This is a genomic window from Pseudomonas sp. LBUM1666 (genome assembly GCF_059695775.1).
In genome coordinates this window covers 3,646,555-3,663,748 of record NZ_CP166789.1, presented here as the reverse complement: position 1 = coordinate 3,663,748, position 17,194 = coordinate 3,646,555, and the positions used below count along the sequence as shown (strand labels likewise).

Below are 17,194 nucleotides of genomic sequence, written 5' to 3'. Positions count from 1 at the left end.
TTACAGTCGACGCTGAAACGCTTTGATGATTCTGAGCGTGGCGTCGCTTGTGTTCAGGTTCTGGACCGCGTCCAGCGGATACCAGATGCAATCGAAAATTTCGTTTTGCGGGCGGGCTTCATCCGCGTTCGCCACAAAGGCCTCGTACACATGGTGTCGGGTGCTGCCCGTTTGCAACTCCATCAGATACAGCAACCCGTCGACCCCAAGCCCTGTCTCTTCCTGAAGTTCTCGCGTGGCAGCGTCAGCAAGGGTTTCGCCGCGCTCAACCTTTCCGCCGGGCAGCGTCCAGCGACTCCTTGGCTTGCGCACCAGGAGAATGTGCCGGTCCTGCTCGCAAATCACGGTTGCGCGTACTTTCATGTGTTACCTGATTGTCATTTGTCATAAATCAGTCATAAAAATGCAATATTCGAGCCGGGGTGTCTGTCTCAATGGTTGGAGTGATGGACGAGGTTGAAAGTGCAACCAGGTGCCGAAATCCTGGCGCGACGTCTGGTTGGCACTTCATGGAAGGTCGGGTGTAAGGTATTCAAGTGAATCCAGGATCATCACTGCCGAAAGGGAGGTGACTATGAGCGTTCCGATGCTGACCAAAATGCACATGAACGGTTATGACGTACTCAGCGTGAACAACGGCCCATGGCGGGTGTGCACCAAAGGTGACCGGCTTGGAGCCTTTGGCAGTAGAGAGGAAGCACTGGCCTTTGCGGCCGCTCTTCCCGGCTACAAGGCCAGAGCAAGTCGGCCTGCACGCAGCCAGAAATCAGATAAATAGTGTGCTTGCAGCCCCGGTTCGCCGGGGCTTTTCTTTGCTGGGCGCTGAGGTCCGGGCTAATAACCGCCACCGCCAGTGCTGCGGGAAGGCTCTCGGGCTTTTTGCTGCGCGTGACTCCATTCTGCGCAGGTCATGAAGCTTTTATGGTCGACCTTGCCCCTGCCATCGAAACTGACGTTGTACGTCTGCTGATGGCCGGCCTGCGTCAGCTTGTAGTCAAAGCAAGTGCCAGGCTCAACGGTGCGATCCGTTATGGATAAAGGCTGGCCGCCGATCTGCTGGACTTGATCCTTGCTCATGCCGGTCTCGACCTTTGCGACCAACGGCTGATCCCGATAGACACGGGTTTCGGTGCTGCAGCCACCCGACGCAGCCAGTACAACGACCAGCGCGCATAGAGGCTTGTGCATGGCAGTGCTCCTGCTATTGAGCTTTCGTTCGAGTGATAATCTTGGCTTTCACTTCCTCGGCATAACCCTTCAGTCGTTCTTCATCGCCCTGGAACAACTCGCACAGCTTTAGGGTTGCTTGCGCATCCACATCATTGCCGGCCAAGCGTAGCTGCTCTGCGATGCGCAAAAGCTCTACCGCTGACCATCTCAAATCCGACGCAACGCTTTGCAGGTTACGCCGAAGTTCGTTTTCAGATTCGTTAAGCCACATGATGACCTCCTGCCAATCCCCGCTACGAAATTTTAGTCCCATTTCCCGGGTCAGGGCGTTTTGTTCGTCTGGGGCGTGGGTGCAGCCTTTTGTCGGGAAAATGAACGCTAACCCGCAGATCTGATGTCGTAGTGAGGTAGTGAATTTTTGCTAGGGCGAGGCAACTTCAAATGACGGCTACTGATGACTTTAGATTTCATGCCCATGAGCTGATGGTTGATCTGGACGCGGCCACCACGGAAATGATGAAACTGATTTCTGCACATCAGCTGAGCGGCCCGGAATGGGAGCGGGTCACTCAATGGCAGCATGAAGCGTACGAAAGATGGATGACTTATCTGAACGAGAGGTCGTATCCGGATCCCGGCGATCACAACGCCCCTTGCTGAGTTCAGTGCAGCGGATGGATGTCTGGACAGCGACACGTTACATTCCCCTTTTTCGGGATAAGGAAGCGTCATGCGCAAATTGATTGGGGGAGTAGGGTTGGCGTTGCTGGCGGGCTGTTCGTTGCCCGCGTCCCTGGTGCCAGGTGAGCCCAATGTCAGCAAGTACAGCAACAAGGCGCCAAAAGAGTATGCCGCGTGCGTGCTGCCGGCGTGGCAGAAGGAGATACCCAACACCACCCAATCGGCGATTTCCAATGGCTACAGGGTCACCGCGCCGAGCATCATCACGGCCGACGAGATCGTAGATATCGTGAAATCGAAGGATGGCAGTCACGTATCGCTTTATCAGGGGCCGCCTTGGGCGAAATCAGGGGCGTTGCGTCAGGCAGTGCGTGATTGTCTGTAAGGTTTAGTCGGTGATATCGGTCACCTGGATGATCGGGTCGTCGCTTGCCTGAGTGCTAGCACTGGTTTTCTTTTCCCGACGATCGTTCATCCAGTTGTCCACCTGAGCATTGAATTGCGCCGGCGCTTTTCGTCCGACCTTCCTGGCGAGATCAAGAATGGTCTGCTGGGCGAGGGCGTCTTCCATGCGTTTCTGCGCGGTCATCATGGCGGCATGCACCGAGCACTGACCCGCCAGCGCCCACGCCGGCGCGGAACCTTCGAACAAGGCGCAACGCCCCCGAATCTCCCGGCAATCGAAGATGAGCTTCTGGCCGTCGATGGCATTGACGATATCCAGAATGCTGATTTCGTCAGAAGGCCGGGCCAGCTTGAACCCGCCGCGCACGCCTTCAGTGGCGACAACCAGTTTTGCCTTGGCCAGTTTGGTGAAAATTTTTGCCAGATAGTCCTGTGGTACGCCTTGCAGCTCGGCAAGGTCGCGCACGCTCGCCTCACGGGTGTCGCCGCTATTGCCCACCAAAAAAATCAGGCAATGAATGCCGTACTCAACGCCTGCGCTGTAAAGAGACATAGTGATCTCCGACTAAATTTGTCGTAAATGTTAACAGCGGAAAGCGAGCCAAGCAACGCATCCGGTCGCGTATTAACGGCTCGTGGTGCGGCGGAGTTGGCTGTTTATAAGCCTTTTTTGGACAAATCAAAACTTTCGATGCTAACCATCAGTAATTTCGTTTTGTGCCAAGTAACTAGGATCAATATAGTCGCAGTTGTAAGGTCGGCAGTGTACGTCGTCGCTACCGAAGAGCGTGACCTTTAACGAATTAATCACTTGGTCTTCTCCCCCGGAGTTAAAAATGAAACAGCACATCTTGGTTATCGGCGCAGGTTTCGGTGGCATGTGGACGGCTTTGAGCGCCACGCGTCTGTTCGACATTCATGGTCACAACGACGTTGAAGTGACCGTTCTGGCCCCTCAGGCCGAGCTGCGAGTCCGTCCGCGCTTCTACGAGCCGAATGCTCACCAGCTGGCCGCACCGATCGGCGAACTGTTCGATGCGGTCGGCGTCAATTTCATCAAAGGCTCTGCCGAAACCATCGACGTTGAGCAAAAACGTGTCGGCTACCTCGATGCATCTGGCAACCAGCAAGTGTGCAGCTACGACAAACTCGTTCTGGCGACCGGCAGCCGCCTGGCATTGCCGAACACGCCAGGTGTGGCGGAACACGCTTTCGACGTGGATCAGATCGAACAGGCCGTACGCCTTGAAAATCACCTCAAGTCCCTGGTCAACCTGCCAGAAAGCAAAGCCCGCAACACTGTAGTGGTGGCCGGTGGTGGCTTCACCGGGATTGAAACCGCGACTGAAATGCCTGCGCGTCTGCGTGCCATCCTGGGTGATCGCGCTGACATCGAAGTGATCATCGTTGATCGTGGCGAGAAAGTTGGCGGGTCCATGGGCGCCGAGATCGCCAAGTCGATCGCTGAAGCCAGTATTGAAACGGGCGTGAAATGGCGCTTGAAATCGTCGGTCGTCGCCGTCGATGAAAATGGCGTGACCCTGACCGATGGTCAGCGCATCGATGCCAACACCGTGGTCTGGACCACCGGTGTGCGCGCCAGCTCGTTGACCGAGCAGATTCCGGCCGAACGCGATCACCTGGGCCGCCTGCACGTCGATGCGCACTTGAAAGTCATTGGCCAGGAAGACATCTTCGCCACCGGCGACGTCGCCTACGCCGCCAGCGATGACATTGGCAACTTCGCATTGATGACCTGTCAGCACGCTATCGTATTGGGTCGCCATGCCGGCAATAACGTTGCTGCACAGATTCTGGGTGTGGATCCGACTCCGTATAGCCAGCCTAAATACGTGACCTGCCTGGATTTGGGAGCTTGGGGCGCGGTTTACACTGAAGGTTGGGATCGCGAGGTTAAGCTGATCAAACAGGAAGGCAAGTCTCTCAAGACACAGATCAACACCCAGTGGATCTATCCTCCGGTGGCCAATCGCGAAACAGCATGGGCAGCAGCGGATCCATTGATTCCGATTGCCTGAAAAGTCGTTAGCGTTGTCTCGATAGCGCTACCTGCTTAGAAAAAATCCCGCCCGGGTTCTCTTGGGCGGGATTTTTTTTGCGCCTTGAACGGTTGCGATCGTGAAATTTAACGTGTACTTTTTCATGAAAATATAAGTATAAAAATTCACGAGGCCTGCATGTTTCAGCAATCTACCCAGCACGTCGCCAGCTATTACGCCCACACCTGCGCCGATCGTCTGTTCGATCGAGCCGCGTTGGAGGGCGAGCAGGACACCGAAGTGTTGATCATCGGGGCTGGCTTCAGTGGGTTGCATACGGCGTTGCGTCTGGCGCTGGCCGGTAAGCGCGTGACGTTGCTGGAAGCCAGTCGGGTGGCGTGGGCCGCCTCGGGGCGCAATGGTGGTCAGGCCATTCTTGGTTGGTCGTGTGACATGCCGCCGTTGGAGGCGGCGCTGGGTTATGAGCGAGCGCGCCGGTTGTGGGACAGCATGCGTTGGGCTGCACGGGAGTTGCGAGACTTGCCTGCCCGCCATGGTTTCGATTGTGACTATCGACCCGGCCACCTCTGGACGTCGGTGATGCCGCGTCGGGTGAGTCTGCTGACAGAATGGCAACACGAGGCCAGCCACAAGTGGGGCCACGATGGTTTGCAGTTCATCGCGCGCGAGGCGTTGCCTGATTGGGTCGCCAGTGAGCGTTACCAGGCAGGTCTGTTTGATCCTGAAGGCGGGCATTTGAATCCGCTGAAACTGGCGCTCGGCCTGGCCGCTGCGATTGAACAGGCCGGTGGACGCATTCATGAACAGAGCAAGGCGTTGAGTTATCGCGAAGAGGGCGGTCAGTACATAGTCACCACTGAACGCGGTCGCATTCGCGCTGACGTGCTGGTGCTGGCGTGCAACGCCTACCTTGATCGGCTTGATCCGCAACTGTCGAGTTGCGTGTTACCGGTTGGCACTTATCAGGTGGCCACCGCGCCACTTTCAGAGCTACAGGCGACCGCGTTGCTACCCAGCAATGTGTGCGTCACCGACAACCAGTTTGTCCTCGATTATTTCCGCCGTACGCCGGACAACTGCCTGCTGTTCGGTGGTGGTTGCACCTACCTGGGCGGCATGCCGAAGGACATCGCCGCCGCGACACGGCCCTTTTTGGAGCGCGTGTTTCCGCAGCTCAAGGGCGTCGAACTGAAGTTTGCCTGGGGAGGACACATCGATCTGACCCTCAAGCGCACGCCTGACATCGGTCGACGTGGCGATCTCTACTGGCTTCAGGGTTACTCGGGTCATGGCGTGCTGCCGACATTGGCCGGGGCGCGTGCCGTGTCCGACGCGATACTTGGCCAGCCGGATGAGCTGGCGTTGTACCAAGGGTTGATCAACGGCAGCTTTCCCGGTGGACAGTATTTGGCAGCACCGCTGGAAGCCATCGGCAAGGCCTGGTATCGGCTGCGCGACAGTATTTGAAGCATCAATTTCTGGAAGCCTTTAGATGGACATGCAAGAAGAAATCTCGGCGCTGGCGATCCTGATCCAGGACCTGCGCAAACACAAAAAATACACGCTGAAAGAGCTGGCGGACAAAATCGGTCGTTCGGTCGGCTTTCTCTCGCAAGTAGAACGGGGGTTGTCACGTCCCACGGTGGCGGACTTGACCGCCATCAGCGAAACACTCGGCGTGCCGACTACCTATTTCTACAGCTTGCCCAAGCCCATGGCATTGCCTTGGGTGACTCGCCCGGATGAGCGACGCACGCTGTATTACGCCGACGGGATTACCGACATCCTCGTCTCTCCGAAGATGAGGGCATCCTTTTCAATGCTTGAAAGCCAACTGGAGCCCGGCGCCAGCAGTGGTGATCGGCACATGAACGACAGCTCGGAGCAGGGTGGCTATGTCCTCGAGGGTGAGCTGACGCTGTGGCTGGATGACGATAACCCGGTGACATTGCGCACCGGCGACAGTTTTCAGCTGGCCAGTCATACGCATTGTCGCTACGGCAACCTCTCGGATCAGCTCACCCGAGTGCTTTGGGTTTACACCTGATAAAAACAACAAGGAACATTAACGATGGATGCTGTCTGCTCTGATCTGGTTGCTGAGGTTCGCGCGTTTCGTCAGCGCTTCCCGCAGGTGCGTTACGTTGACCTGATTTCCCTGGATATCCCCGGGCATTTTTACGGTAAGCGCTACCCGATAGAAATGCTCGAGAAGGTCGCCGCAGGCAGCGCGCTCAAGCTGCCGCAAAACTGTGTGTTGCTGGGTACGCAGGGCGGTCTGTTCAAAATCGGCGACTACTGTTTTAACGACGGCGACCCGGATGCTCCACGCCGCCTGGTGCCCGGTACGCTCAAGCCCGTGAGCTGGGAAAAACAACTGCTGGGGCAGATGCTGATTACCTCAAGCGGTACTGAAAAGCCAATCGTCTTCGAGCCGCGCGAAGTGTTGGCGCAGGTGCTCGAGCGCCTCGGCCGAAAAGGGATTTTCCCCGTGGTGGCCTTCGAACTGGAGTTCTATTTGTTTGATCGCCAACTACGTGACGGCTTGCCACAGTTCCCTCGCGATCAGCTGACCGACGATGCCGATGATCAGCCGAATATGCACATCGAACGGCTGTCGAGATTTTCACCGGTACTCGATGACATGGTCGAGACGGCGCGGGCGCAAGGCATCGATGCCACGGTGATCACTGCGGAGTTGGGCCCGGGCCAGTTCGAGATCAATTTCGGTCACCTTGATGACGGCCTGCGTGCGGCCGATTGGGCGGCCCTGTTCTGCCGCAGCACACGGGGGGTGGCCCTCAAGCACAACCACCGCGCCAGCTTCATGGCAAAACCCTACCTGCAGCATCCCGGTAGCGGCATGCACGTGCATGTGAGCCTTTACGACGAGGCGGGAACCAACCTGTTGGCGGCTAACGATCAGCAGGCGCTGCGCCATGCAGTGGCCGGTTGCCTTGAAGTGTTGCCGCATTGCATGCCGATCTTTGCACCGAATCACAACGCCATGCGTCGCTTGAGCGGCACGGTGAATGTCGCGACGCGCGCCAGTTGGGGCTTTGAAGATCGTGACGCCTGCCTGCGGGTGCCGGAGTCGGACGCTAAAAATCTGCGCATCGAACATCGCCTGGCGGGCGCGGATGCCAATCCTTATCTCGTGTTGGCGGCGATTCTGGTCGGGCTGGAGCAAGGGCTGGAAGTGGGGCGTGAACCGATTGCATCCCTCAACGAAGATCGTGGCAGCGGAATCGACTTCCCGCTGGAGATGCTGGAGGCCGTGCGCTCGATGCAAAACAACGCGCAGTTGCGCGAGGGTTTAGGGGCAGAATTTGTAGATGTGTACTGCGAAAACAAGCGCCAGGACCATTTGGCGTTCCTGCAAGACATCAGTGCGCGGGAGTATCGCTGGTACCTCTAAATCAGTCTTTGTCGGTACTCGTACATAAAAAATATGTGGATATTTAATGGGTTAGAAGATTTAGTAACTGGATAGTGAATCAAAATATATTGTTACAGGCGGAAATATTAAGTAATATTCGCCCCGCGTTCACCACCACGGTTTATGCATTTTGAGTCCCAGGCGTCCATCAGCTGCCTGGGATTTTTTTTGCCTGAAATTCGGACCGGTGCGCATCTGACCTGGTGCATCGAGACCACAATCACAGCGGCAAATGATGTATATCCGCTACCGCGAGATGATCCCGTGATCGATCGCGTATTTGACCAGGGCCGCCGGTTTGTCGATGTTGAGTTTGCGACGGATGCTCAATCGATGGGTTTCTACCGTGCGAACGCTGATGTCCAGTTCGCGGGCCATCTCCTTGTTGTTCAGCCCTTGAGCCATCTTGTACAACACCTGGCTCTCGCGCGGTGTCAGCTCGTTGTCGGTATTTTTATCGGCGATGAGCCGCTGGGCGATCTCGGCGCTGTAGAACGTGCCACCACTGGCGATGGCTTCGATCGCCGCGATGATTTCCCGCGACGGTGAGTTCTTCAGCACATAGCCGCTGGCCCCCGCGCGAACGGACTCACTCACGTATTCATTATTGTCGTACATGCTGAGCACCAGCACTTTGAGCGACGGGTACTGGCTGCGCAACACCCGGGTCAGCTCGAGCCCGTTCATGTCCGGCAGGCTGATGTCGACCAGCAACAGGTCCGGCTGGCAGCGCCCGACCATTTCAATGGCATCCGCGCCACTCTCGGCTTCGCCCACCACTTCCAGGGGGGCCATGACCGCCAGCAGTGCTTTGATCCCGTCGCGGACCAGGGCGTGATCGTCGACCAGGGCGACGCGGATCGGGTAGGGCAGGTTCATCGCGGGTATTCACTCTTGTTGTCAGGGGGCCAGTCAGCGTGTTGTACCGGGCATTTTCATTGGCAGCCAAACGTCCAGCTCGCTTCTTCCCGGCATCGAGATCAGGTCGAATCGTCCACCAAAATGCTCGACACGCTCACGGATATTACGCAGGCCAATGCCCGCATGACGACGTTCGACCTGGGCGACGTTGAAACCGATACCGTCATCGACCACCGTCAACCGTACGGAATCTTCGGATCCGTGCAGGGTAATGGAGACGTTTTTAGCCTGGGCGTGTCGTTCAATATTGGTCAGGCCTTCTTGCACGATGCGAAACAGCGAGACCGCTGCCCCATCGACCAAGTGACAGTCAAATTCGTTGTCGTTAAAAGTCACCACCAGGCCGCTGCGTTGCTCGAATTCTGCGGCGAGTTGACCGATCGCAGCGGGCAGGCCCAGGGTGTCGAGCAGCGAGGAACGCAGGTCGTGGGAGAGGCTGCGAACCTCGCCAATCGCTTCCCCCAGGCGTTCCGTCGCGTCCCTCAGCGTGCTCAAGCCCTTGTCGTGTGCTTGCCCATTCTCGAGCAGATGGCTGGCCAGTTCGAACTGAAACTTGATGGAGACCAGTAGCTGGCTGATGCCGTCGTGCAGTTCACGGGAAACCCGTGAGCGCTCTTCCTCTTGCAAGCTGACGATACGCTGAGTCAGGCGCTGAAGTTTTTTGTCGGCCAGACGATGCTCGCTGACGTTCAGCGTCATGCCGCTGGCGAAGACAAACAGCACCGCCACGAGGGCCACCGCGGCAATCGCCAGCATGGTTTTACGAATGCCCTGGGCCACTTCGTCACGTGCCTGCTGGGTCGCGCGCTCAACGTCTTCAAGGTAGATGCCGGTGCCGAGCATCCAGCCCCAACGATCCAGCATCACCACATAGGCGAGCTTGTCGGTCACTTGGCCGGAAGAGGGTTTGTTCCAGGCGTAGCGTTGAAAACCTTCGCCCGATTGCGCACTTTTGAGCAACGCCTGGATCACCGGTAAACCGTGAGGGTCCTTCATGTCCCACAGGTATTTGCCCACCAGCTCGGACTGGCGCGCGTGCATCAGGCTGCGACCTTCGTGGTCGTAGACGAAGAAGTAGCCATTGATGCCAAAGCTGAGCTTGCGCAGTTCTTCCAGCACTTTTTGCTGTGCGTGCTCATCACCGTGACCGTCGTCGTACAGCGGCTCGATCAGGCTTTGCGCCATTTCGACGTAGTTCTTCAGTTCGGCGCGCTTGCTGGCCAGAATGCTGTCTTCGATCAGTTGCGCCTGTTGTTCACCCAGTTGCCGGTTCATGGAAATCACCAGCGCGCAGATGACGGCGATGGCCAATACCAGCGGCAGAATCCCGAGCGCGACGATTTTGTGTTTGAGCTGCATCTCTGCTCCTGTCCGGACCGAGGGAAGGCGAAGGCCCGGCATCATATGCCAAAGATACGCGCGTCCAGTAGCGGTGCTGGACGGGATGACCAACCGTCTACGTAGAACTACGTAGGTGCGACGTACGTAGTAACGCGGATTTATTTGTAGACGGCTTGCGGGGATATTGGGCCAGCTCCGCACAGCGGACACAATTATAAAAATTACCGCCGCAGTCCACTGGCTGTCGGCAGGAGACACGCTATGCCCCGTCTGGCTAAACACCTCGCCTGGTTTGCCGTGGCTGTCCTGGGAGCGTTTGCGCTAAGTGTCGTGGCCCTGCGCCGCGGCGAAGCGATCAATGCCCTCTGGATCGTAGTCGCAGCAGTCGCTATCTATCTCGTCGCATACCGCTACTACAGCCTGTTCATCGCCACCAAGGTGATGCAACTCGACCCCAATCGTGCCACGCCCGCTGTCGTTAATAACGATGGTCTGGACTACGTGCCGACCAACAAACACGTACTCTTCGGTCACCACTTCGCCGCCATCGCTGGTGCGGGTCCGCTGGTGGGGCCGGTCCTGGCGGCGCAGATGGGTTACCTGCCCGGTACGCTGTGGCTGATTGCCGGCGTGGTGCTGGCCGGTGCCGTTCAGGACTTCATGGTCCTGTTCATGTCCACCCGCCGCAACGGTCGTTCCCTGGGCGACATGGTCCGTGAAGAAATGGGCCGCATCCCCGGGACCATCGCGCTGTTTGGCTGCTTCCTGATCATGATCATCATCCTCGCGGTGCTGGCGCTGATCGTTGTAAAAGCCTTGGCCGAAAGCCCGTGGGGCATTTTCACGGTGATGGCGACTATCCCGATCGCGATGTTCATGGGCATCTACATGCGCTACATCCGCCCGGGCCGCATCGGTGAAATCTCCGTTGTCGGTGTGCTTTTGCTGCTGGGTTCGATCTGGCTGGGCGGGCAGATTGCCGCTGATCCGGTCTGGGCCAAGGCCTTTACCTTCACCGGGATCCAGATCACCTGGATGCTGATCGGCTACGGTTTCGTCGCCGCGGTATTGCCGGTGTGGCTGATTCTGGCGCCGCGGGATTACCTGTCGACCTTCTTGAAAATCGGCACCATCGTGGCCTTGGCGATCGGCATCCTGATCACCATGCCTGACCTGAAAATGCCGGCACTCACCCAGTTTGTCGACGGCACCGGGCCGGTGTGGAAGGGCGGTCTGTTCCCGTTCCTGTTCATCACCATCGCCTGTGGCGCAGTTTCCGGTTTCCACGCGCTGATTGCTTCCGGTACTACGCCGAAGTTGCTGGCCAGCGAAGGCCATGCCCGTTACATCGGTTACGGCGGCATGCTGATGGAGTCCTTCGTCGCCATCATGGCAATGGTTGCTGCGTCGGTGATCGAACCGGGCGTGTACTTCGCCATGAACAGCCCGGCGGCACTTGTCGGCTCCGATGCTGTTTCGGTGGCTCAGACCGTCAGCAGCTGGGGCTTTGCGATTACGCCGGAAGCGCTGCAAGCGGTGGCCAAGGACATCGGTGAAACCACCATCCTGGCCCGTGCCGGCGGTGCGCCGACCCTGGCGGTTGGTATCGCGCAGATCCTGCACCAACTTCTGCCGGGTGAAAACACCATGGCGTTCTGGTACCACTTCGCGATCCTGTTCGAGGCGCTGTTCATCCTGACCGCGGTCGATGCCGGTACCCGTGCCGGCCGTTTCATGCTGCAGGACTTGCTGGGTTCCTTCGTGCCAGCGCTGAAACGCACCGAATCCTGGACCGCCAACCTGATCGCAACTGCCGGTTGTGTGGCGATGTGGGGTTATCTGTTGTACCAGGGCGTGATCGATCCGCTGGGTGGCATCAACACCTTGTGGCCGTTGTTCGGTATCTCCAACCAGATGCTGGCCGGTATCGCACTGATGTTGGCGACCGTTGTGCTGATCAAAATGAAACGTCAGCGCTATGTCTGGGTCACCATGTTGCCCGCAGTGTGGCTGCTGATCTGCACCACCACCGCAGGCTTCATCAAGCTGTTCGATGCCAACCCGGCGATCGGTTTCCTGGCCCTGGCCAAGAAGTACAGCGATGCCCTGGCCAACGGTCAGATCCTCGCCCCGGCGAAGAGCATCGACCAGATGCAGCACGTGATCTACAACGCCTACACCAACGCAACGCTGACCGCGCTGTTCTTGCTGGTGGTCTTCAGCATTCTGTTCTTTGCACTCAAGGTCGGTATCGCCGCCTGGGGCACCAAGGAACGTACGGATAAAGAAGCGCCATTCCAGGCTCTGCCGGACGCTTGATCGAGGATTGCAGCATGTTCAATGACCTGAGTCGCCTCGGTAAATACCTCGGTCAGGCCGCGCGCCTGATGGTCGGCATGCCCGACTACGACACCTACGTCGAGCACATGCAAACCAAGCACCCGGACAAACCGGTGATGAGTTACGAGGTGTTCTTTCGGGAACGCCAGGAAGCTCGTTACGGAAGCAAGGCTGGGCCAAAGTGCTGTTGATGGTCGGTGGCAGTGATGCCACTTAAATAGGTAATAAAAAACCCGGCTGATGAGGCCGGGTTTTTTTTGAGTGAATGGCGTTGGCCCATCCGTGTTGAGTCAGCTTGCGGGGATGGTTTGGAGCGTTTCGAGATCCAGCAGGGTGAAATAACCACGGTCCGGCCTCCAGCCACCCGTATCGATGTGAATTACATTGCCAAGACTGACGGGCATATAAAGCGGCGTATGCCCTACGACCAGTGCGCGCAGGCCTTCAACGCCATGCGTCTCCTGGTGATCGATCCGCCTTCGTGACCACATGCAGTAGTGCTGCAACTCCTGCAGACGCCTGTTGCTTTCCGGCGACTCCAGTTCCTTTCGCAGTTGCTGCCATGATGGAAATGGACAATCGGCGTGCACGATGCCGATCAGGCCGTGTGCCGTTTCGACTTCGATCGCGATAGGGAGCTTGGCGAACTGCGCCGCGAATGCTTGCTTCTCGATCAACGACAGGCCCGTGAACCATGAGCCCCCGTTGAGCATCCAGCTGTCGATGTCGCAGGTATCGAAATACACCACGTAGTCGTCATGGTTGCCTCGCACCGGGTGGAACCATGGTTTGTCCAGCCAATCGAGCGCGTCACGGCACTCGGGCCCGCGGTCAATCAGATCGCCAACACTGAACAGCCGATCTACCAAGCGGTTGAACCCGGCTGCATCCAGAGCGGCCTGCATCCCAGTGAAATGGCCATGAATATCACCGACCGCGAAATCTCGGCCGGCAACATTTGCGGCGAAGTGCTTCACGCGTGACATCTCTACAGTTTCGAGCATGGGAATGCCACTCCGGCAGCTCCCCAACGGGCTAGTCAGTTGAGTTTAGGCCAGAAAGTGGTACTCGACCGTTAGCGCGCCGGCAGGCAGTCCTTTACCGCCTGCCCGACAGGCTGCCCGGATCAAGCATCGTCAGAGCGAGTAGGCCTTTGCTTGCCCGAAATGGTTGTCCTGCACGCCGGCGATAAGGTGCAGAGGCATGTGTTGCCTATCCATGGATGTAACTTCGAAGCTATCCACTATCTGGGTGGGGCGCTCACTCAGCCCGGTCGACTCTTCGACAAGAGCCTTGGCCATTCTCGCGTGGTTCGCTGCGATTTCGTTGAGAGTTGACACGTTACATCTCCCGGTGACTGACCAAGCGCATCGCTGGCGTCCTAAGCGTTAATTAAAGTGCTGCCGCGTCAGAATTACGTCGTTCTGGGGCTGCTACGAGCGTCTTGTGCAAACCTTAAGCCAGGAATAGTCAAAAAAATCGCGCAGCGTTTTTGATGCGACGAATGGTGGTGCCGATATTTCCGGAGCCTATAAGGCCGGGGAAAAAGGTGATTAGACGTGCAGCAGTTGTTTTGTTAAAAAAATAGGTGCATGGCCGCTAATGACGCGCCAATGCATCTCCATTCGGTTAGATGGAAATCGCCCAACATTGAGCTGGGCAACGATCAATGAGTCTGATGCCGATACAGGGATAAGTAACTGCGACTTTGGCCAACTGCTCGCGCACAGAGGCATTGGGCTCATTGATCCCATTTCTCTTCCACAGGTTGATCCTTTCGAACGAACCACATCGCACAGCGTTCTGCTGGTTGCTCGGGCGACGCCGCGCTACAGTCACGCCTTTTAGGACAAGGAAGTATCATGTGGATTTTGAAAGTAGCGGTGACTCGGCCCATTTTCCGCCAATGGTTGATCACTGCTTCTATTGGCTTTTTTGCAGTGGCGGGCTGTGCACAGGCTCAAACCTCGCCACAGGCGAACCAGGAGATAAAGGGCTTGCTGGATTTTGTGGAGCGCAGTGAGTGTAAGTTCGTGCGCAACGGCAGTGAATACCCTGGGCCCCAGGCTCGGGCACATCTCGAAAAGAAGCTGAATTATCTCGAAGGCAAGAACCTGGTGAGCAGCGCAGAAGACTTCATCGATCTCGCGGCCACTAAAAGCAGCATGAATGGCAAGGCCTATGAAGTGCGTTGCTCAACAGGCGTCCAGCCGACGAGCACCTGGTTGAAGACAGAGCTACAGAGACAACGTCAGCTTCATTGAGGCTACCCCCCGAAACGAGAAAGCCCGGCCCATTTGATCAGAAGTGCCGATCGTACGGTGCAATACCTGGCACTGACACTTACGTGAACTGCCGAGTCCAGCTCGACAGATAGCGACTCATGTAGGCTTGATCAAATCCGGCCCCTGGTTGCGCACATTGCCAATGGCTCGGTCGACCTTGAACCACTCGAAAGCCTCAGTCGGCTCACCTTGGAGCAACACCATTTGTTCGGCGCGCTCTTTTGGTGTGGCCGGGTCCAGCCATTCTCGGGCCAGCTCGGGGTTCAATGTCACTGGGCGTCGGTCGTGGATGTCTACCATGCCTCCGGCGCTATCTGCGGTGATGATCACGAAGCCGTCATGCTCGCCCGGTTCACGTTCGGCGATAGGGTACTGACCGATCGTGGCACACAGGATCGGCGTCCGGTCACGGTGGCGAATGAGGTAAGGCTGCTTCTTCGGTCCGCCTTCATAAACCCACTCAAACCAGTTGTCGATCGCAATGATTGCTCGGTGCGGCCAGATCGCTTTGAAGAATGGGCAGTGGGCGACCTTCTCAACCCGGGCGTTGATCGGCGCGGCGCGATCCTTGGCCCAGTGCGGCCGCCATCCCCAACGGACCATGTCAGCGCGCAGAAACTGACCCTCCTGGTGAAAGATGGCCAGCTGGGTAGTCGGGGCGGCGTTGTAGCGCTCGAAAGGCTGGTCGCCGGCATAGTTGATCAGTGCGTTTGGAATGCTGAGCGCTGCGACGAAGTCGTGAATGCCGCGGTACTGTGAAAGGCGTCCGCACATGGTTGAACCCTCCGGCTGTACTATTCAGGGTAGACCAGTGGCCGCCGGCTTCGTTACAAACCCTCTGCCAGCGCAAGTCGGGCAATCTTCACACCGGTCAAAACGATCAAGGCAAGCGGGGCAGGTGCAGAACCTGGCCAAATCGAGACGCGGCCGCACTCTTTCGAAAGCACGTAGATCGCAGCACTCGCGGGCAATTTGGGCGACGTCCACCAGCGCACGGTAGAGGTCCGGATCTTCTATCGGCTCGTAGGTCATCCCCTCGAACGTTCGCCCTGTTTCGGCAAGGTCGTACTGCTGCCCATTAGGCAGGGTCAAGGTAAGCCCGGTAATTCTCGCAACTACCCCGGACGGGTTGAACACAAGGTTCGCTCCAGTGGCATCGCGGTAAATCTTCCCGTCGTATGAGGATCGTGCGTTGTCGGCAAGCGTGCTTATGGCATAGAAAATTGACTGTCCAATGCGGCCGAGTAGCTCGCCATTGCCGCGCGACAAAACGTTATAGGCTGAAGCACCGCAGTACCGGGCCGGTGAGGTATGCAATTCTTCCACGGCGTGCCAGTAAGCGGCGTTCGCCATCTCGTTCAGTTCGAACTGCTGGAGTTCATCGATCAATCCCTCGGTAACAAGAGCAGAGCTCATTTCGTGAAGGGTCTGTCGGTGGGCCTCGGGGTTCTGCATTCGAAAGTCGTGGTCGTCGAGGGTCGAGCGCCACTGCTGAAGTCTCAGCGCTTTAGCCTGGTCGAAATTCATGAGAACGGATTCTCTGTACAGATACTGGTTGTATGTACAGTAATTGAGGCGTGGCTATTGTGGCGAGGGTGAGGCGACGGACCGTAGGTTATGAGAGATGTACGGTCGGTGGAACACTTGAACTAAAAACTGACCATTAAGCCAGGATAATTAGCTGTACTTCTCCCATTAAGAGGATGTCACCATGCGCAACTTTACCTTGGAATACCTGTTCAACGGCGAGCCCCGCACATACATGTTCGAATTCAAGCAGCCTCAGCTGCCCGTCCATGAGGCGGCAATGCACCTGCTACAGCTGCATTTTGGGGATGGAGAGAACAGCCTGATCATGCCCACCGCGGACGCGACGGCGCAGGAGATTTTAGAGCAGGCTGAGCTGGTAGGGCTGACGCAGATTCGGGTCGTCGATCAGCCCAGTTGATGCGCGGTGCAGCGACCGGTTGAATTCACAGCCGGTAACGGTCACTCCGGCGCCATCAGGACCGCGAGCGTAAGCTTGATGAACTCCTCGTTCTTGTCGATGGTGTCCAAGGCGCCGCGCACATTGTCTGCGACGTCAGCCGAGCCGCGAGTCTCGACCCAGTTCGAAAGCTCCATGATGGCGGCTTCGAGGGCGAGTTGGTTTTCGTTGATCTTGTAGAGCAGGGAAGGGAGCAAGTCTGAATGGGGCATCGCATATCCTCTGTTTTGAGGACAGCGTAGCATCGCGTTACATGAAGGATGTTTAACGATCGGCAGGACGCCGCAGGATGGGAAAAACCGGAAAGTTTTGTAACGGTTACCAAATAGTTTTGTAACGCCTCCAAAAAGAAGAGCCGCCACCCAAACCCCAGAAACGACAAAGCCCTGAATAATCAGGGCTTTGTCGTATAAAGATGGCGGAGGCGATGGGATTCGAACTCATGGACCTGTTACAGTCGACGGTTTTCAAGACCGTTGCCTTAAACCACTCGGCCACACCTCCGTTTGCGTTGCGGGCGCCATAATACCTGAATGAAACACACTGTCAAACTCTCTGCATAGCTTGTTACAGAGCGTCTGTTATGATCTTTGCGACTGAACGT

22 protein-coding genes and 1 tRNA gene are annotated in these 17,194 nt (G+C 57.2%); 11 read left to right on the top strand and 12 right to left on the bottom strand.

Features of this window, described 5'->3' with window-relative positions:
* Positions 1-363: an NUDIX hydrolase gene (locus tag ACA056_RS16610; RefSeq protein WP_497266187.1), complete on the bottom strand. Its 363-nt coding sequence runs from the start codon at positions 361-363 to the stop codon at positions 1-3.
* A 211-nt stretch (positions 364-574) separates the two neighbouring features.
* Between ACA056_RS16610 and ACA056_RS16605 the strand changes: the two genes are divergently transcribed.
* Entirely contained in the window at positions 575-778 is a 204-nt protein-coding gene (locus tag ACA056_RS16605; protein ID WP_111452175.1) for a DUF2188 domain-containing protein, read from the top strand.
* Positions 779-834: 56 nt separating this feature from the next.
* On the opposite strand, the gene osmE is transcribed toward ACA056_RS16605, so the two are convergent.
* Both osmE and ACA056_RS16595 read right to left on the bottom strand, forming a co-directional pair.
* Positions 835-1,188: an osmotically-inducible lipoprotein OsmE gene (osmE, locus tag ACA056_RS16600; protein ID WP_497266185.1), complete on the bottom strand. Its 354-nt coding sequence runs from the start codon at positions 1,186-1,188 to the stop codon at positions 835-837.
* 13 nt (positions 1,189-1,201) lie between these two features.
* Entirely contained in the window at positions 1,202-1,441 is a 240-nt protein-coding gene (locus ACA056_RS16595; protein WP_149630398.1) for a hypothetical protein, read from the bottom strand.
* A 170-nt stretch (positions 1,442-1,611) separates the two neighbouring features.
* Here ACA056_RS16595 and ACA056_RS16590 point away from each other — a divergent pair, with 170 nt between their 5' ends.
* Complete coding sequence (locus tag ACA056_RS16590) at positions 1,612-1,830, top strand: hypothetical protein (protein WP_129443501.1); 219 nt, start codon at positions 1,612-1,614, stop codon at positions 1,828-1,830.
* Positions 1,831-1,900: 70 nt separating this feature from the next.
* Positions 1,901-2,236 carry a hypothetical protein gene (locus ACA056_RS16585; protein ID WP_497266182.1) on the top strand — a complete coding sequence of 112 codons (336 nt, stop codon included), beginning with the start codon at positions 1,901-1,903 and terminating at the stop codon, positions 2,234-2,236.
* 3 nt (positions 2,237-2,239) lie between these two features.
* Here ACA056_RS16585 and ACA056_RS16580 read toward each other — a convergent pair whose 3' ends face one another.
* A complete protein-coding gene (locus tag ACA056_RS16580) occupies positions 2,240-2,809 on the bottom strand; it encodes an RrF2 family transcriptional regulator (RefSeq protein ID WP_497266180.1) in 570 nt (189 codons plus the stop codon).
* A 283-nt stretch (positions 2,810-3,092) separates the two neighbouring features.
* Between ACA056_RS16580 and ACA056_RS16575 the strand changes: the two genes are divergently transcribed.
* The 4 genes from ACA056_RS16575 to ACA056_RS16560 all read left to right on the top strand — a co-directional run bounded on the left by ACA056_RS16575 (position 3,093) and on the right by ACA056_RS16560 (position 7,695).
* Positions 3,093-4,295, top strand: a complete 1,203-nt coding sequence (locus ACA056_RS16575) for an NAD(P)/FAD-dependent oxidoreductase (RefSeq protein WP_497266178.1) — start codon at positions 3,093-3,095, stop codon at positions 4,293-4,295.
* Positions 4,296-4,454: 159 nt separating this feature from the next.
* A complete protein-coding gene (locus ACA056_RS16570) occupies positions 4,455-5,744 on the top strand; it encodes an NAD(P)/FAD-dependent oxidoreductase (RefSeq protein ID WP_497266176.1) in 1,290 nt (429 codons plus the stop codon).
* A 25-nt stretch (positions 5,745-5,769) separates the two neighbouring features.
* Positions 5,770-6,324, top strand: a complete 555-nt coding sequence (locus ACA056_RS16565) for a helix-turn-helix domain-containing protein (RefSeq protein WP_497266174.1) — start codon at positions 5,770-5,772, stop codon at positions 6,322-6,324.
* Positions 6,325-6,348: 24 nt separating this feature from the next.
* Entirely contained in the window at positions 6,349-7,695 is a 1,347-nt protein-coding gene (locus tag ACA056_RS16560) for a glutamine synthetase family protein (protein WP_497266172.1), read from the top strand.
* Between the two features lie 267 nt (positions 7,696-7,962).
* On the opposite strand, the gene ACA056_RS16555 is transcribed toward ACA056_RS16560, so the two are convergent.
* Positions 7,963-8,595 (bottom strand): response regulator, encoded by a 633-nt coding sequence (locus tag ACA056_RS16555; RefSeq protein ID WP_497266170.1) that lies wholly within the window; start codon positions 8,593-8,595, stop codon positions 7,963-7,965.
* Between the two features lie 33 nt (positions 8,596-8,628).
* The gene (locus tag ACA056_RS16550; protein WP_497266168.1) at positions 8,629-9,996 is read right to left on the bottom strand and encodes a cache domain-containing protein; all 1,368 of its coding nucleotides are present in this window, start codon (positions 9,994-9,996) and stop codon (positions 8,629-8,631) included.
* 243 nt (positions 9,997-10,239) lie between these two features.
* Between ACA056_RS16550 and ACA056_RS16545 the strand changes: the two genes are divergently transcribed.
* Positions 10,240-12,297 carry a carbon starvation CstA family protein gene (locus ACA056_RS16545; protein ID WP_497266166.1) on the top strand — a complete coding sequence of 686 codons (2,058 nt, stop codon included), beginning with the start codon at positions 10,240-10,242 and terminating at the stop codon, positions 12,295-12,297.
* Positions 12,298-12,311: 14 nt separating this feature from the next.
* Positions 12,312-12,509: a YbdD/YjiX family protein gene (locus tag ACA056_RS16540; RefSeq protein ID WP_007900300.1), complete on the top strand. Its 198-nt coding sequence runs from the start codon at positions 12,312-12,314 to the stop codon at positions 12,507-12,509.
* Positions 12,510-12,608: 99 nt separating this feature from the next.
* Here ACA056_RS16540 and ACA056_RS16535 read toward each other — a convergent pair whose 3' ends face one another.
* Positions 12,609-13,322, bottom strand: a complete 714-nt coding sequence (locus tag ACA056_RS16535) for a metallophosphoesterase (protein ID WP_497266163.1) — start codon at positions 13,320-13,322, stop codon at positions 12,609-12,611.
* A gap of 132 nt (positions 13,323-13,454) precedes the next feature.
* Positions 13,455-13,658: a hypothetical protein gene (locus ACA056_RS16530; RefSeq protein ID WP_497266161.1), complete on the bottom strand. Its 204-nt coding sequence runs from the start codon at positions 13,656-13,658 to the stop codon at positions 13,455-13,457.
* 522 nt (positions 13,659-14,180) lie between these two features.
* Between ACA056_RS16530 and ACA056_RS16525 the strand changes: the two genes are divergently transcribed.
* Positions 14,181-14,582, top strand: coding sequence for a YfeK family protein (locus tag ACA056_RS16525; protein WP_497266159.1), 402 nt, complete (start codon positions 14,181-14,183; stop codon positions 14,580-14,582).
* A gap of 117 nt (positions 14,583-14,699) precedes the next feature.
* Here the strand turns inward: ACA056_RS16525 and ACA056_RS16520 are convergent, their stop codons facing one another.
* Complete coding sequence (locus ACA056_RS16520; protein WP_497266157.1) at positions 14,700-15,377, bottom strand: SOS response-associated peptidase family protein; 678 nt, start codon at positions 15,375-15,377, stop codon at positions 14,700-14,702.
* A gap of 24 nt (positions 15,378-15,401) precedes the next feature.
* Positions 15,402-16,130: a hypothetical protein gene (locus tag ACA056_RS16515; protein WP_497266155.1), complete on the bottom strand. Its 729-nt coding sequence runs from the start codon at positions 16,128-16,130 to the stop codon at positions 15,402-15,404.
* A 184-nt stretch (positions 16,131-16,314) separates the two neighbouring features.
* Between ACA056_RS16515 and ACA056_RS16510 the strand changes: the two genes are divergently transcribed.
* Positions 16,315-16,551: a hypothetical protein gene (locus ACA056_RS16510; RefSeq protein WP_497266153.1), complete on the top strand. Its 237-nt coding sequence runs from the start codon at positions 16,315-16,317 to the stop codon at positions 16,549-16,551.
* Between the two features lie 41 nt (positions 16,552-16,592).
* Here the strand turns inward: ACA056_RS16510 and ACA056_RS16505 are convergent, their stop codons facing one another.
* Complete coding sequence (locus tag ACA056_RS16505) at positions 16,593-16,802, bottom strand: hypothetical protein (protein ID WP_497266151.1); 210 nt, start codon at positions 16,800-16,802, stop codon at positions 16,593-16,595.
* A gap of 204 nt (positions 16,803-17,006) precedes the next feature.
* Positions 17,007-17,094: transfer RNA gene (locus tag ACA056_RS16500), tRNA-Ser, on the bottom strand.
* Positions 17,095-17,194 lie beyond the last annotated feature (100 nt).

Bases quoted from the DNA above. Each gene is read 5' to 3' on its own strand.
- ACA056_RS16560 (WP_497266172.1), top strand. From the start codon at position 6,349: ATGGATGCTGTCTGCTCTGATCTGGTTGCTGAGGTTCGCGCGTTTCGT.
- ACA056_RS16605 (WP_111452175.1), top strand. From the start codon at position 575: ATGAGCGTTCCGATGCTGACCAAAATGCACATGAACGGTTATGACGTA.
- ACA056_RS16595 (WP_149630398.1), bottom strand. From the start codon at position 1,441: ATGTGGCTTAACGAATCTGAAAACGAACTTCGGCGTAACCTGCAAAGC.
- ACA056_RS16520 (WP_497266157.1), bottom strand. From the start codon at position 15,377: ATGTGCGGACGCCTTTCACAGTACCGCGGCATTCACGACTTCGTCGCA.
- ACA056_RS16540 (WP_007900300.1), top strand. From the start codon at position 12,312: ATGTTCAATGACCTGAGTCGCCTCGGTAAATACCTCGGTCAGGCCGCG.
- ACA056_RS16570 (WP_497266176.1), top strand. From the start codon at position 4,455: ATGTTTCAGCAATCTACCCAGCACGTCGCCAGCTATTACGCCCACACC.
- ACA056_RS16575 (WP_497266178.1), top strand. From the start codon at position 3,093: ATGAAACAGCACATCTTGGTTATCGGCGCAGGTTTCGGTGGCATGTGG.
- ACA056_RS16585 (WP_497266182.1), top strand. From the start codon at position 1,901: ATGCGCAAATTGATTGGGGGAGTAGGGTTGGCGTTGCTGGCGGGCTGT.
- ACA056_RS16505 (WP_497266151.1), bottom strand. From the start codon at position 16,802: ATGCCCCATTCAGACTTGCTCCCTTCCCTGCTCTACAAGATCAACGAA.
- ACA056_RS16580 (WP_497266180.1), bottom strand. From the start codon at position 2,809: ATGTCTCTTTACAGCGCAGGCGTTGAGTACGGCATTCATTGCCTGATT.
- ACA056_RS16525 (WP_497266159.1), top strand. From the start codon at position 14,181: ATGTGGATTTTGAAAGTAGCGGTGACTCGGCCCATTTTCCGCCAATGG.
- ACA056_RS16545 (WP_497266166.1), top strand. From the start codon at position 10,240: ATGCCCCGTCTGGCTAAACACCTCGCCTGGTTTGCCGTGGCTGTCCTG.
- ACA056_RS16550 (WP_497266168.1), bottom strand. From the start codon at position 9,996: ATGCAGCTCAAACACAAAATCGTCGCGCTCGGGATTCTGCCGCTGGTA.
- osmE (WP_497266185.1), bottom strand. From the start codon at position 1,188: ATGCACAAGCCTCTATGCGCGCTGGTCGTTGTACTGGCTGCGTCGGGT.
- ACA056_RS16555 (WP_497266170.1), bottom strand. From the start codon at position 8,595: ATGAACCTGCCCTACCCGATCCGCGTCGCCCTGGTCGACGATCACGCC.
- ACA056_RS16515 (WP_497266155.1), bottom strand. From the start codon at position 16,130: ATGAATTTCGACCAGGCTAAAGCGCTGAGACTTCAGCAGTGGCGCTCG.
- ACA056_RS16510 (WP_497266153.1), top strand. From the start codon at position 16,315: ATGCGCAACTTTACCTTGGAATACCTGTTCAACGGCGAGCCCCGCACA.
- ACA056_RS16535 (WP_497266163.1), bottom strand. From the start codon at position 13,322: ATGCTCGAAACTGTAGAGATGTCACGCGTGAAGCACTTCGCCGCAAAT.
- ACA056_RS16565 (WP_497266174.1), top strand. From the start codon at position 5,770: ATGGACATGCAAGAAGAAATCTCGGCGCTGGCGATCCTGATCCAGGAC.
- ACA056_RS16610 (WP_497266187.1), bottom strand. From the start codon at position 363: ATGAAAGTACGCGCAACCGTGATTTGCGAGCAGGACCGGCACATTCTC.
- ACA056_RS16590 (WP_129443501.1), top strand. From the start codon at position 1,612: ATGACGGCTACTGATGACTTTAGATTTCATGCCCATGAGCTGATGGTT.